The sequence below is a fragment of the Sodalis sp. RH22 genome, assembly GCF_047324165.1.
In the GTDB taxonomy this organism is placed as follows: Bacteria; Pseudomonadota; Gammaproteobacteria; order Enterobacterales; family Enterobacteriaceae; genus Acerihabitans.
Genome location: NZ_CP178731.1, coordinates 4,715,338 through 4,728,695 on the forward strand (window position 1 = coordinate 4,715,338; position 13,358 = coordinate 4,728,695).

The following is a 13,358-nucleotide window of genomic DNA, read 5'->3' on the forward strand; positions in this document are numbered from 1 at the left end:
ATTTTCATATTCCGTTCTTTCATAAAAGTTCCGTCGCCGTTGAAATATTTAAACCCAGGTTGAGTCACGCTTTTTTATTGCACAGGCGTGAGAATTCAATTTTACAATTGCTTAACCGGTGTAATAATTCTGCGGCGAAAAACGCGGTATGCCTGAAGCATGATATAACTCACTTTTCCTTGCCTAAATACGTTGCCTTGTTCTTTGCCATGGCTACGGCGGCAATATTAAATCAGGCTTTCTTTTTTAAATTTAATCTTCGTTTAATTATTGGTCGGTATAGTACTTTCAAAATGCATTTTTGGATTCGATTTTATTTATGGATCAACTATTACCTTTTTCCCGTCCCTCCATTGGTGAGGACGAAATTGCGGCCGTGGGCGACGTTCTCCGTTCCGGCTGGATCACCACCGGACCACAAAACCAGCGGCTGGAGGCGGACTTTTGCGCCGCTTTCGGCTGTAAACACGCCATAGCGGTATGCTCCGCCACCGCCGGCATGCATCTGGTCCTTGCGGCGCTGGGCATCGGTCCCGGTGATGAAGTCATTACCCCTTCCCAGACCTGGGTTTCCACGCTGAACATGATCGAGCTGCTGGGCGCGCGTCCGGTGATGGTCGATATCGATCGCGACACGCTGATGGTCACGGCGGCGGCGGTGGAGGCGGCTATTACCCCGCGCACCAGGGCCATCGTGCCGGTGCACTACGCCGGCGCGCCGCTGGATTTGGATGCGCTGCGCGCCGTGGCTCGCCGCCACGCCATACCTCTAATCGAAGATGCGGCCCATGCGGTGGGCACCCGTTATAAAGGGCGCTGGATCGGCGCCACGGGTACGGCGATTTTTTCTTTCCACGCCATTAAAAACATGACCTGCGCCGAAGGCGGCCTGGTCGGCACCGACGACGATGCCCTGGCGGAGCGCGTGCGGCGGCTGAAATTTCACGGCCTGGGCGCCGACGCCTTCGATCGCCGTCAGCAGGGGCGCAAGCCGCAGGCCGAAGTGGTGGAGCCGGGGTACAAATATAACCTCTCCGATATCCATGCGGCCATCGCCGTGGTGCAACTGGCCCGCCTGCCGGCGTTAAACGCGCGCCGCAGGTCTCTTGCCGGGCGCTATCTCCACGCTCTGGCGGGTTCCCCGTTTCTGCCGCTCGGGTTGCCAGCCTACGATCATCAGCATGCCTGGCATCTGTTTATGGTGCGTATCGATCCCGAGCGCTGCGGGCTGGACCGCGATGAACTGATGAACCGTTTACAGGCGAAGGGCATCGGCACCGGCCTGCATTTCCGCGCCGCGCATACGCAAAAATATTACCGTGATCGTTATCCACAGGTGTCCTTGCCGGCGACCGAATGGAATTCAGCCCGTCTGTGTACCCTGCCGCTGTTTCCGGATATGGCCGACAGCGATGTCGATCGGGTGGTTGCCGCCTTGTTTTCTGTGTTGGAGCTGAACATTGTCGCGCGTTGAACCTATTACTAAGGTCTCGGTGGTTATTCCCGTATTTAATGAGCAGGAAAGCCTGCCGGCGTTAATTACGCGTACCGTCGCCGCCTGCGGGCGGTTAACCCAATCCTATGAAATTATCCTGGTGGACGACGGCAGCAGCGACGATTCGATCGAGCTGATGACGGCGGCGGCGCAGACGCCGGAAAACCATATCGTCGCCGTAATGCTCAATCGCAATTACGGCCAGCATTCCGCCATCATGGCTGGTTTTATCCAGGCCAGCGGCGATTTGGTCATTACCCTTGATGCCGATTTGCAAAATCCGCCGGAGGAGATTCCAAGGCTTGTGAGCGTGGCGGAACAAGGCTATGACGTGGTGGGAACGGTGCGGGCCAGGCGCCAGGATTCCTGGTTCCGCAAATGCGCCTCGCGCATGATTAACCGTCTTATCCAGCGCGCCACCGGCAAGGCGATGGGCGATTACGGCTGCATGCTGCGCGCCTACCGCCGCCAGGTGGTGGAAGCGATGCTGCACTGCCATGAGCGCAGCACATTTATTCCCATCCTGGCCAATTCTTTTGCCCGGCGCACCATCGAGATTGAAGTGGCGCACGCCGAGCGCGAGTTCGGCGATTCCAAATACAGCCTGATGAAGTTAATCAATTTGATGTACGACCTGGTGACCTGCCTGACCACCACGCCGCTGCGCCTGTTAAGCGTGGTCGGCAGCATTATCGCCATTTCCGGGTTCACCCTCTCGATCATCCTGATCGCCCTGCGCCTGCTCCTTGGGCCCACGTGGGCGGCCGAGGGGGTTTTTACCCTGTTCGCGGTGCTTTTTACCTTTATTGGCGCGCAGTTCGTCGGCATGGGGCTGCTGGGCGAATATATCGGCCGCATTTACAACGATGTCCGCGCCAGACCCCGTTATTTCGTGCAGCAGGTGATCGGCGCCCGGCCGTCCTCGACTACCCAGGAAGAAGAATGATGAAAGCTATTGTATTTGCCTACCATGATATTGGTTGTATCGGTTTAAAAGCCTTGGTGGCAGCCGGCTATGACATACAGGCCGTGTTCACCCATACCGACGCCCCGGACGAAAACAGGTTTTTCCCCTCGGTGGCGCGGCTGGGCGCGAGTCTCGAGCTGCCGGTTTACGCGCCGGACGATGTCAACCATCCGCTCTGGGTTGAGACTATCCGCAACCTGAAACCCGAGATTATCTTCTCGTTTTATTATCGTCAGCTGCTGTGCGAGGATATTTTATCGCTGGCGCCCCGGGGCGGCTTTAACCTGCATGGGTCGCTGTTGCCGCGTTATCGCGGCCGCGCGCCGGTGAACTGGGCGCTGGTCAAGGGTGAAAAACAGACCGGCGTTACGCTGCATCGCATGGTCAAGCGTGCGGACGCCGGGGATATTGCCGGGCAAGCCGCCGTTGATATCGCCCCGGACGATACCGCGTTAACGCTGCATGCCAAACTCAGCGACGCGGCGGAACGACTGTTGCGCGATTTATTGCCGCCGCTGAAGGCGGGCACCCTTAGCCTGACGCCGCAAAATGAAAAAGAAGCCAGCCACTTTGGCCGCCGCACCGCCGCCGACGGTGAGATTTACTGGCATCATTGCGCGCACGATATCGCCAACCTGGTGCGCGCCGTAACGGAACCCTATCCAGGCGCCTTCAGCTATTTGGGCCAGCGCAAGCTTATCGTCTGGAACGCGCGCGCCCGGGATATCCGGCATGATAAACAGCCGGGTACCGTGCTGGCCACCGAACCGCTGACCATTGCCTGCGGCGACGGCGCGCTGGAGATTATCACCGGGCAGAGCGAAGCCGGTTTATTTTTGCAGGGCAGCCGGCTGGCGCGGGAGATGGGCATGATGGCCGGCGTGCGGCTGGCGGCTAAACCCAGCCCCGCGCAGCGGCGCCGGACCCGCGTCCTGATCCTCGGCGTAAACGGATTTATCGGCAACCATCTGACTGAACGCCTGTTGCGTGAGGACGGCTATGAAGTCTATGGCCTGGATATCAGTTCGGACGCCGTCGGCCGTTTTATGACGAACCCGCGTTTCCACTTCGTGGAAGGGGATATCAGCATCCACTCGGAATGGGTGGAGTACCACATCAAGAAATGCGACGTGGTGCTGCCCCTGGTCGCCATCGCTACGCCTATCGAATATACCCGCAATCCGCTGCGCGTATTTGAACTGGACTTCGAGGAAAACCTGAAAATAGTGCGCGACTGCGTGAAATACCGTAAGCGCATTATTTTCCCCTCCACCTCCGAGGTCTACGGCATGTGCGATGATAAGGAATTCGACGAGGATCGCTCCCGGCTCATCGTCGGCCCGATCAATAAACAGCGCTGGATTTATTCGGTATCCAAGCAATTGCTGGATCGGGTCATTTGGGCCTACGGCGCCAAAGAGACGCTGAAGTTCACCCTGTTCCGGCCGTTTAACTGGATGGGGCCGCGCCTGGATAACCTGGATGCCGCGCGGATCGGCAGTTCGCGCGCCATTACCCAATTGATCCTGAATCTGGTGGAGGGATCGCCGATACAGCTGGTGGACGGCGGCGAGCAAAAACGCTGTTTCACCGATATCAGCGACGGCATCGAGGCACTGTTTCGCATTATTGAAAATCGCGACGCCCGCTGCGACGGCCAGATCATCAACATCGGCAACCCCGGCAACGAGGCCAGCATCCGTGAACTGGCGCAAATGCTGCTGGACAGTTTTGAAAACCATCCGCTGCGCCATCATTTCCCACCGTTTGCCGGCTTTAAGGATATCGAAAGCAAAAGTTATTACGGCAACGGCTATCAGGACGTCGAACATCGCAAACCGAGCATTGAAAACGCCCGCCGCTTACTGAACTGGCAGCCGACCGTCGAGATGCGGCGCACCGTTGACCAGACGCTGGATTTCTTCCTGCGCAGCACGGTTAAAGAAGGCGCGGACGCGTGAGGCAGGTCGGCCTGCGGGTTGATGTGGATACCTTCACCGGCACCCGTGATGGGGTGCCGCGTTTGCTGGAACTGTTTGAAAAGTATGATATCAAGGCCAGCTTTTTTTTCAGCGTCGGCCCGGATAACATGGGGCGCCATTTATGGCGCCTGCTGCGCCCGCGTTTCTTATGGAAGATGCTGCGTTCCCAGGCGGCTTCCCTTTATGGCTGGGATATCCTGCTGGCCGGCACCGCCTGGCCGGGCAGATGCATTACCCCGTCCCAGGCACCGTTAATGAAACAGACTGTGATGGCAGGACATGACGTCGGCCTTCATGCCTGGGATCACCAGGGATGGCAGGCCAAGGCCGGGCGTTGGCCTGACGCCGAGCTGGAGCGGCAGATCCGGCTGGGCGTGGAGGCGCTGGAGACGAGCATCGGGCGGCCGGTAACGTGCTCCGCGGCGGCGGGCTGGCGCGCCGATACGCGCGTATTGGCGGCGAAGGAGAATTTCGGTTTTTACTACAATAGCGACTGCCGCGGCCGCCATCCTTTCCGGCCGCTATTAAGCGATAACCGTATCGGCGCGGTACAGATTCCCGTCACCTTGCCTACCTTTGACGAAGTCATCGGCAAAGAGGCGCGTCTGGAAAATTTCAACGATTATATCCTCGGGCAGATCGCCCGGGATAGCGGTGTGCCGGTCTACACCATCCATAGTGAAGTGGAAGGGCGATCGCAGTCGGCGTTATTCGAGCAATTATTACAACGCGCGCAGCAGCAGGGCATCACCTTTTGCCCGTTGCCCGACCTGTTGCCGGCCGATGTCTCCACGGTGCCGGTGGGGCGTGTCGTCCGTTCCCCTTTTCCCGGACGGGAAGGCTGGCTGTGTTGCCAGGCCCCGGCAAATTCACCGCCATGAAATTAATTAAACATTACTGGGCGGCGATACTGGCGCTGTTTTATGCGCTGGTCTATCTGCTGCCTTTGAACAGCCGTTTGTTATGGCAGCCCGATGAAATCCGCTATGCCGAGACCAGCCGCGAAATGCTGCTGCGCGGCGACTGGATTGTGCCTAATCTGCTGGGCGTGCGTTATTTTGAAAAGCCGGTACTGGGTTACTGGATTAACAATATCAGCCAATGGCTGTTCGGCGATTCTAATTTCGCCGTACGTTTCGGGGTGGTGTTGAGCACCGGCGCCAGCGCGCTGCTGGTGTATGTGCTGGCCATGATGATGTGGCAAGCGCGCCGCACCGCGTGCCTGGCCGCGCTGATATTCCTTTCGATGTTGCTGGTATTCGGCGTCGGCACCTACAGCGTGCTTGATCCCATGGTGTCGCTGTGGCTGACGGCGTCGATGGTCAGTTTTTATCTGGCGATCAACGCGAGCGGCGCGCGCGATAAGCTGGGCGCCTATATCCTGCTGGGGATTACCTGCGGTTTGGGTTTTATGACCAAGGGTTTCCTGGCGCTGGCGGTGCCGGTGATTGCCGCGCTGCCCGTCGCCATCCAGCGGCGCCGGCTGAAAGATCTGCTGATCTTCGGCCCGGTGGCGGTACTGGCCGCGGTGGCGCTGAGCCTGCCCTGGGCGTTGGCCGTTGCCCGGCGTGAGCCGGATTACTGGCATTATTTTTTCTGGATTGAGCATATCCAGCGTTTTGCCGATGACGACGCGCAGCATAAAGCGCCGGTATGGTACTACCTGCCGGTTATCATCGCGGGATCATTGCCCTGGCTGGCGCTGCTGCCGGGATCTCTGCTCAAGGGCTGGCGTGAGCGGGCGACGCGGCCGGAGCTGTTTTTCCTGCTGTGCTGGATGCTGATGCCGCTGGTGTTTTTCAGTCTCGCCAAAGGCAAGCTGCTTACCTATATCTTGCCGTGCATGGCGCCGCTGAGCCTGCTGATGGCCGCATATGCGCAAGATTGCATCGCATCCCGCCGCGTGCGGGTTTTCCGCCTTAACGCGGTGATCAACGGCGCCTTCGGTCTGTTGGGCATGGCGGCTATCGCGGCGCTGGGCGCCGGGCTGCTGCCGCAGGTGATTATATTAGGCCACGATGAATGGCCCAAGGTGGCGCTAAGCCTGCTGGGATTCGCCGGCTGGGCTCTCTTTGCCGCCGTGTCCTGGCGCCAGGGTGGGCGGCGCTGGGCCTGGGCCGCGGCCTGTCCCGTCCTGTTCAGCCTGGTGGTGGGCCATGCCATTCCCCAGCGGGTGATCGACAATAAGCTGCCGCAGCACATTATACGCGCCAATGCCGGCGTGCTGCGCCACAGCCAATACGTGCTGAGCAACAGCGTGGGCCTGGCGACCGCCATAGCCTGGGAGCTCAGGCGCGATGACGTAAAAATGTTTCGTGAGCGCGGCGAGTTGACCTATGGGTTATCTTATCCCGACGCGCGCGGGCGTTTTATCAGCGAGCAGGATTTCCCCGGCTGGCTGGCAACGGCGCGCAGGCAAGGGGATGTGGCGCTTCTCCTCCGCCTGCCCGACGACAACCGGCTGCCGGTTTACCTGCCCGCGCCCGATGCCATGCAACGCAGCTCCCATCTGGCATTGGTGCTGTACCGGCAACGGCCATGAGCGGATATCTGCTGATACTTCTGGTCAGCGTTCTCACCTGCGCGGGGCAGTTATGTCAGAAACAGGCCGCGGTGCGCTGGCAGCAATGCCCGCCGCGGCAAAACCGGCGCACGGCAACCTTGGGCTGGCTGGCGGGGGCGCTGGTTTTGCTGGGGGTGGCGCTGCTGTTCTGGCTTGGCGTTTTGCAACGTCTGCCGCTGAGCGTGGCGTATCCTGTGCTGAGCCTGAACTTTGTGCTGGTCACGCTGGCCGCGCAGGGCATCTTCCATGAGCGCGCCACGTCCCGCCACTGGTGGGGCGTGGCGGCCATTATGGTCGGCATCGTGCTGATGGGTCTGAATCCATGAAGGGTTATCTCTGGGCGGCGACCAGCGTGCTGCTGGTCACCCTGGCGCAACTGCTGATGAAGTGGGGGATGCAGCAGATCCCGCTGTTCTCGCTAAAGGCATTGACGCCGGCCTTCGCCATCCATTACGGTATACCTCTGCTGGCGGTGGCGGTGGGTGTGCTGGGTTACATCCTGTCGATGTTATGCTGGTTCTGCGCTTTGCTCTATCTGCCGCTCAGCCTGGCCTATCCCCTGCTCAGCATCAGTTATGCCCTGGTCTATTGCGCCGCGATCGCGCTGCCGATGTTTAACGAAGCGGCCAGCGCGGCCAAGACCCTGGGCGTGGCGTTTATTTTATTCGGCGTGTGGCTTATCCATCGCCATCACCCATAGGTTGGGGTCATGATGCAAAATGGGCTGCGCCATCCCGGCGTACTGGCGGCGCTGGGTGCCGCGATATTATTCGGCGCGGGAACGCCCCTGGCGAAATTGCTGTTAACCAGCGTCAACCCCTGGCTGCTGGCGGGATTGCTTTACCTGGGTTCCGGGCTGGGGCTGACGCTGTACCGGTTTATCAGGCGCGCCCCCAGGATCAGTATGCCGCGGGCGGAAGTGCCGTGGTTTGCCGGCGCCATTATCACCGGCGGCGTTATCGGCCCGGTGTTGCTGATGCTGGGGCTTGCCGCCATGCCCGCCTCGGGCGCGTCCCTGCTGATCAATGCCGAGGGGGTCTTCACCTCATTGCTGGCATGGTTTGCCTTTAAAGAGAATGTCGATCGCCGCATTGCATTGGGCATGGCGGCGATCGTGGCCGGCGCCGTGGTGCTGAGCTGGCCGGGCGAGGCCCGATTTGCCGGTCTGTGGCCTGCGCTTGCCATTTTGGGCGCGTGTTTCGCCTGGGGTATCGATAATAACCTTACCCGCAAGGTTTCTTTAACCGACGCGACCTGGATCGCCGCCGTAAAAGGGTTGGCGGCAGGTCTGGTGAATCTGTCGCTGGCCTTTGCCGCCGGCGTGGCCTTCCCCAGCTGGCCCGAGGCGGCAGGGGCCCTGACGCTCGGGTTCCTGGCCTACGGCGTCAGCCTGGCGCTGTTTGTGGTCGGCCTGCGCCAGCTCGGCACCGCCCGCACCGGCGCGTATTTTTCCGTGGCGCCGTTTTTCGGCGCCGCGCTGGCCGTCGTCCTCGGCGATACGCTGACGCTGCAAATGCTTGCCGCCGGGGCGCTGATGGCGTTGGGCATCGGGTTGCACCTTACCGAGCGTCATCAGCATCCTCATGTCCACGCGCCCATGGCGCACGATCATGAACACCGCCATGATGAGCATCATCAACATTCGCATGAGGAAACGCCGGCACCGGGAACCGTTCACCGGCATTGGCATCGACATGACCCCATGGCCCATTCCCATCCGCATTTCCCCGACGCCCATCACCGCCACGATCATTAATTTTATGTCGTGCCGATTAACTCGTAATGAACTAATTAAAATAAAAAAATATTTATAAGAGTAGAGTTTATTGCCCATGGGTTTTAAAAACAAACGGTAGAATAAGGAATAAATATAATTTAGAAATGGTAAGTACACTCATTGTCATAGGTGAAGAGGTGTGTAATGAATCTGAATATTACCACAAATGTATTAATGTCCGCCGGTATGCTACAGACTTACTTCTCTAAAAATATCATAAATAATGCTTTAATATTAATTGACGTAAATGTTGTTAACCATGAAATTATTAAAGAAACCATCAGCCTGCTAAAACGAAAGAATATCCTGTTGGTGACCAGGGAACCGACCATGGAAGATGTGAATGCAGCGGTAAATAATTATCCACGAACCGAAAATATCATTGCCGTTGGCGGCGGCTCAACCATGGATCTCGGCAAGGCCATCGCCATAACATTAACCAACGGCGGTGATGTGGAAAAGCTGTGCGACCAGGATACGGTTATCCGTCCAGGATTGCCGATTATTGTCGCCCCCACGATACCCGGCACGGCGGCGGAGTTTAGCGCATCCGCGGTATTAAGCGGCGACGGCTACAAGCAGAACCTGACTTCACCTTACCTCAGGCCGGAAGTCGCGCTGGTGGATCCCCGCTTCTTTGCCTCGGTAAGCGCGGAAACCGGCATCCCCGTGCTGCTGAACGGCTACATTCATGCCATGGAATGCCTGGAGGGTATTAAAGGGTCGCATGCGTCGCGCACCGCCTGCCGTAACGTCATTTCGATCTTTAATGAAATCATCAAAAGCGGCTACCATCCGCAGGATAGCAAATGGTGCCAATTAGCTTATTATGCCAATTATACCAGCGCTTTTTCATTACTTGGCGGATCGTTAGGCGCGGTCCATGCATTATCGTATGGCGTATCAAATGCCATGGGCATTTGCCATTCGAAGGCCAATTTAGTGGCGCTCGGCCACCTGAGGTTTTTTTTTGACCAATACGCCCAGGTCGCTTTTGCATTTTGTCGCCAATATGCGGTGGATTATAAGATTAACGCCGGCCCCAGCGCGGATCGACAAAAAATATTATCGGTAATGAATGCGACCCGGGATAGTTTGACCTGCCTATGGGAGAATACCTTTGGCGATAAATACAATAATGCCATATCCGACATATTTATAAAGAGCATTCTCACTGAGATAAAATAGCCAGCGTCGCGCCAGACAGAGACGATATTGGCCGCTTTTATATGAAATAACCAGGCGGCAAAGGGGAGCCGAGAAAAATAACTTATTGAATAATTCTTTATTGATCATGATGTTAATCATAGGATAATTATGCTCCCGCATAATAGATTCTTTCAAGGAACGATGATGAACCTGGAATTATTCAACGATATTGATCGTGCGCCGGATCCCTCTAAGGCACTGGATATGTTTCCCCAACTGTCCTCTTTTCATGCAGCCTTGGGCAATACCACGTTGATGCCGGTACCCGGTCCTGAGGGCGGCGCCAGCATAATGGCGAAGCTGGAGTTTGAAAATCCCTTCGGATCGGTCAAGGACCGCACCGCGTTTGGCATGTTTTGCGAGGCGGTAAACAAGCACGATTTTCACCAGGGACCGCTGAAGCTGCTTGATGCTTCCGGCGGTAATATGGGCCGCGCGCTGGCGATGCTGGGCAATATGTGCGATATCGCCGTGCATTTGGTTATCCCGGACTCCTCGCCGGAGGTATTGGTTAAGGCCTTGCGGGAAGCCAACGCCGGGCTGACCCTGGTGGACTCCCGGTATTTCCTGCTGGGATTAATGGCCCGCGCCGAGGAAATTGCGCTGGCGGACCCCGGCTGGACCCTGCTTGCCCAACACCGGAACCTGGTGAATGTCGCCGTACATCAACACGGCACCGGCCAGGAAATCCGCCGTCAGCTGCGCGGCGACAAGGCCGGCGGCTGGGTGGCGGCGGTGGGCACCGGCGGGACCTTATCCGGGGTATACGCCGCGCTGGCGCAGGATAATCCGGCGCTAAAAGTGCAGGGCACCACGCCCAGGGAATTGCCTTTCGGCACCCTGGCTCCGCCTAACGGCCGGGATAAATTTGCCGGTGCCGGCGGCATGGGCTTTGGTTTCCGCCAGCCGTTTATCAGCCGCATGCAGCTCGACGTGCTGCCGTTTAGCCTGATTGGCTGGCAAGAGTCGCTGGCGGCAATGTATGAATTTTATCACCTGACCGGCATACGCATCGGCGCCTCATCGGCGGCTAACTGGAAGAGCGCTTGCCGCCTGGCGCAAACGCTGGGTCCCGATCAACAGGTGGTAACGCTGTTTGCCGATGCGGGTAGCGACAGCGACCGTGAAAAGGGCGAGGTTTTTTTCACTAGCGCAAACCGTTCGGACCGGGCGGGCGTTATGCTGTAAGGATCATCACCGGCAAATTATACCGGGATTACATTGGCGGTATTTGCGCTGAATATGCCCAATGCCGCCGCCCATTAGCGGCTCATATAAGATAATACGTATATTTTTTTCGTGAAATTAAAGGGGAAAAAACCCCTAAAACCCTTATTTATTAACAGCCGAGTACACGCCTAGCTAACTGTCTGTTTTTGATCTTTTTTTTCTTCATCTTCTATCAAGCTTTGTTAACGTTTGCCGATAACCATTGTATCTCAGATAAGTCGTTTCACAGGGTGTGGACAATATTTGATTTCATTAAACGGACAGATCGGCGCGCAAAAATCATTTCCAGTTTGGGCTGGGCATGAATGGTGCAATAAATGTTCTTACGCTTCCCCCCATCCTCCATGCATGCCAAACATATGCGCACAAGCCAGCATAGAAATAATTAACAGGAGCAGTACCTATGCGTGTTCTAAAAAATACCAGTATTCGAGTTATACTCTTAATAACACTTGGTTTTTTTATGGTACTGTGGGGTGGGGTTTCCGCATTTACCCTGTCCTCGCTGAATCAGGTAAACCATCTATTAGCAGTCAGTGAAGATCAGAAGAAAGACATTGATATTGTCACCCACGGCAACGACCAGTATTTTCGCACCGTTACGCGCCTGTCGCGGGCCATGGATTATGTCCAGACTGGCGAAATAGGGGATGCCGATAAGGTACTGGCGACGGCTATTACCGCCATGCAGAGCACCAAAGCGGCGCTTGATGAGTTCAAAGCGCGGCAACATCCCTCTATTGACCCCGCGGTAACTGAAAACATCATCAGCAGCTGGACCAAGCTTATTAATCAGGGAATGGAGCCTTTATTGCAGGCGGCCCAGGCGAAAAATATGGATGAATACCGCCGCATATACCGGACGCAATCACCGCCGTTCAGCCAGGCTTTCGGCGCGGCGGCGGAAAAATTCAAAAGCGAGGCCATGTCGCAGGCAGGCGCGCTGCAGGTGGCGGTGGTGGTCGATTGGTGCAAAAAAATATTGATTGCGGCCATCGTGGCCGGACTTATCATCCTGGTCCTGACCGACCGCTATCTTGTCAACTGCATGATTAAGCCGCTGGAACGGTTTAAAGTACAGCTGCACACGCTTTCCGGCGGACATTTGGGCGATACCATCGCCGTGTTCGGCCGTAACAATGTGGGCCTGCTATTCCCCTATTTGCAGGAAATGCAACAGAACCTGATCCGCACGGTCTCCGCCATTCGCGACGGTTCCGCCTCCATTTACCAGGGCGCGGGGGAAATCAGCCGGGGCAATACCGATCTTTCCTCGCGCACCGAGCAACAGGCGGCGGCCCTGGAAGAGAGTGCCGCGAGCATGGAGCAGCTAAGCGCGACGGTTAAGCAAAATACGGAAAATGTGTTCCAGGCCAATAAAATGGTACAGGATGCTTCCAATACCGCTAAAAAAGGCGGCGAAATCGTCGATGAGGTGGTGGCCACGATGAGCAGCATCACCACCAGTTCGAAAAAAATTGCCGATATCACCGGCGTCATCAACGGCATTGCCTTCCAGACGAATATCCTGGCGTTAAACGCCGCGGTGGAGGCGGCCAGGGCGGGGGAACAGGGTCGTGGATTCGCCGTGGTGGCGGGCGAAGTGCGCAGTCTGGCCCAACGTAGCGCCCAGGCGGCGAAAGAAATTGAAGGGCTGATTGCGGAGTCGGTTGAACGGGTAAGCACGGGGTCCGTGCAGGCCTCGCGCGCCGGCGAGACCATGCACAGTATTGTGCAGGCGGTAAACCGCGTGACGGATTTAATGAGCGAGATCTCCTCGGCCTCGGAAGAACAGAGCCGGGGCATCAGCCAGGTCAGCACCGCGGTGGCGGAAATGGACGGGGTAACCCAGCAAAACGCGGCGCTGGTGCAGGAATCCGCGGCGGCGGCGGCATCGTTGGAAGAGCAGGCCCGTTTGCTGACGGAAACCGTGTCGGTATTTCAATTGCCGGCGGCGGGGCGATTGCTGAAAACAGACACCTCGATATCGTCTTGCGCCGCGGCGCCAAAGGACGGATTAAAAACGCCGGCTGGCCGGGAAAAACTTAACGAAAATTGGGAAACATTTTAACGTCAATCCTTTTTGAGTAACGCCTGGTGGCTGCCGGAAAAGTGTCGGCCGCCGCTAGGCGCCC

11 protein-coding genes are annotated in these 13,358 nt (G+C 57.3%); all 11 read left to right on the plus strand.

Features of this window, described 5'->3' with window-relative positions; genetic code table 11:
* Positions 1–319 precede the first annotated feature (319 nt).
* The 11 genes from arnB to ACL2XN_RS21495 all read left to right on the plus strand — a co-directional run bounded on the left by arnB (position 320) and on the right by ACL2XN_RS21495 (position 13,294).
* The gene (gene arnB, locus ACL2XN_RS21445; protein ID WP_410013483.1) at positions 320–1,474 is read left to right on the plus strand and encodes a UDP-4-amino-4-deoxy-L-arabinose aminotransferase; all 1,155 of its coding nucleotides are present in this window, start codon (positions 320–322) and stop codon (positions 1,472–1,474) included.
* Positions 1,461–2,441 (plus strand): undecaprenyl-phosphate 4-deoxy-4-formamido-L-arabinose transferase, encoded by a 981-nt coding sequence (arnC, locus tag ACL2XN_RS21450; RefSeq protein ID WP_410013484.1) that lies wholly within the window; start codon positions 1,461–1,463, stop codon positions 2,439–2,441. Before arnB ends, arnC begins: the two co-directional genes overlap by 14 nt.
* Positions 2,441–4,423 (plus strand): bifunctional UDP-4-amino-4-deoxy-L-arabinose formyltransferase/UDP-glucuronic acid oxidase ArnA, encoded by a 1,983-nt coding sequence (arnA, locus tag ACL2XN_RS21455; protein ID WP_413731012.1) that lies wholly within the window; start codon positions 2,441–2,443, stop codon positions 4,421–4,423. Before arnC ends, arnA begins: the two co-directional genes overlap by 1 nt.
* The gene (gene arnD / locus ACL2XN_RS21460; protein ID WP_413729410.1) at positions 4,420–5,325 is read left to right on the plus strand and encodes a 4-deoxy-4-formamido-L-arabinose-phosphoundecaprenol deformylase; all 906 of its coding nucleotides are present in this window, start codon (positions 4,420–4,422) and stop codon (positions 5,323–5,325) included. Before arnA ends, arnD begins: the two co-directional genes overlap by 4 nt.
* The gene (arnT, locus tag ACL2XN_RS21465) at positions 5,322–6,986 is read left to right on the plus strand and encodes a lipid IV(A) 4-amino-4-deoxy-L-arabinosyltransferase (RefSeq protein ID WP_413729411.1); all 1,665 of its coding nucleotides are present in this window, start codon (positions 5,322–5,324) and stop codon (positions 6,984–6,986) included. Before arnD ends, arnT begins: the two co-directional genes overlap by 4 nt.
* Positions 6,983–7,333, plus strand: a complete 351-nt coding sequence (gene arnE / locus ACL2XN_RS21470) for a 4-amino-4-deoxy-L-arabinose-phosphoundecaprenol flippase subunit ArnE (RefSeq protein ID WP_410013487.1) — start codon at positions 6,983–6,985, stop codon at positions 7,331–7,333. The genes arnT and arnE overlap by 4 nt, the downstream gene beginning before the upstream one ends.
* Positions 7,330–7,707 carry a 4-amino-4-deoxy-L-arabinose-phosphoundecaprenol flippase subunit ArnF gene (gene arnF, locus ACL2XN_RS21475; RefSeq protein WP_413729412.1) on the plus strand — a complete coding sequence of 126 codons (378 nt, stop codon included), beginning with the start codon at positions 7,330–7,332 and terminating at the stop codon, positions 7,705–7,707. The genes arnE and arnF overlap by 4 nt, the downstream gene beginning before the upstream one ends.
* Before the next feature lie 9 nt (positions 7,708–7,716).
* Positions 7,717–8,763 carry a DMT family transporter gene (locus ACL2XN_RS21480; RefSeq protein WP_413729414.1) on the plus strand — a complete coding sequence of 349 codons (1,047 nt, stop codon included), beginning with the start codon at positions 7,717–7,719 and terminating at the stop codon, positions 8,761–8,763.
* Positions 8,764–8,928: 165 nt separating this feature from the next.
* Positions 8,929–9,972, plus strand: coding sequence for an iron-containing alcohol dehydrogenase (locus ACL2XN_RS21485; RefSeq protein WP_413727659.1), 1,044 nt, complete (start codon positions 8,929–8,931; stop codon positions 9,970–9,972).
* A 162-nt stretch (positions 9,973–10,134) separates the two neighbouring features.
* A complete protein-coding gene (locus ACL2XN_RS21490; RefSeq protein ID WP_410013491.1) occupies positions 10,135–11,181 on the plus strand; it encodes a pyridoxal-phosphate dependent enzyme in 1,047 nt (348 codons plus the stop codon).
* A gap of 445 nt (positions 11,182–11,626) precedes the next feature.
* Positions 11,627–13,294: a methyl-accepting chemotaxis protein gene (locus tag ACL2XN_RS21495; protein WP_413727660.1), complete on the plus strand. Its 1,668-nt coding sequence runs from the start codon at positions 11,627–11,629 to the stop codon at positions 13,292–13,294.
* Positions 13,295–13,358 lie beyond the last annotated feature (64 nt).

What these genes read in the sequence shown, in the direction of transcription:
- arnF (WP_413729412.1), top strand. Translation starts at nt 7,330, where the DNA reads ATGAAGGGTTATCTCTGGGCGGCGACCAGCGTGCTGCTGGTCACCCTG.
- arnE (WP_410013487.1), top strand. Translation starts at nt 6,983, where the DNA reads ATGAGCGGATATCTGCTGATACTTCTGGTCAGCGTTCTCACCTGCGCG.
- ACL2XN_RS21485 (WP_413727659.1), top strand. Translation starts at nt 8,929, where the DNA reads ATGAATCTGAATATTACCACAAATGTATTAATGTCCGCCGGTATGCTA.
- ACL2XN_RS21480 (WP_413729414.1), top strand. Translation starts at nt 7,717, where the DNA reads ATGATGCAAAATGGGCTGCGCCATCCCGGCGTACTGGCGGCGCTGGGT.
- arnB (WP_410013483.1), top strand. Translation starts at nt 320, where the DNA reads ATGGATCAACTATTACCTTTTTCCCGTCCCTCCATTGGTGAGGACGAA.
- arnT (WP_413729411.1), top strand. Translation starts at nt 5,322, where the DNA reads ATGAAATTAATTAAACATTACTGGGCGGCGATACTGGCGCTGTTTTAT.
- ACL2XN_RS21490 (WP_410013491.1), top strand. Translation starts at nt 10,135, where the DNA reads ATGATGAACCTGGAATTATTCAACGATATTGATCGTGCGCCGGATCCC.
- arnA (WP_413731012.1), top strand. Translation starts at nt 2,441, where the DNA reads ATGAAAGCTATTGTATTTGCCTACCATGATATTGGTTGTATCGGTTTA.
- ACL2XN_RS21495 (WP_413727660.1), top strand. Translation starts at nt 11,627, where the DNA reads ATGCGTGTTCTAAAAAATACCAGTATTCGAGTTATACTCTTAATAACA.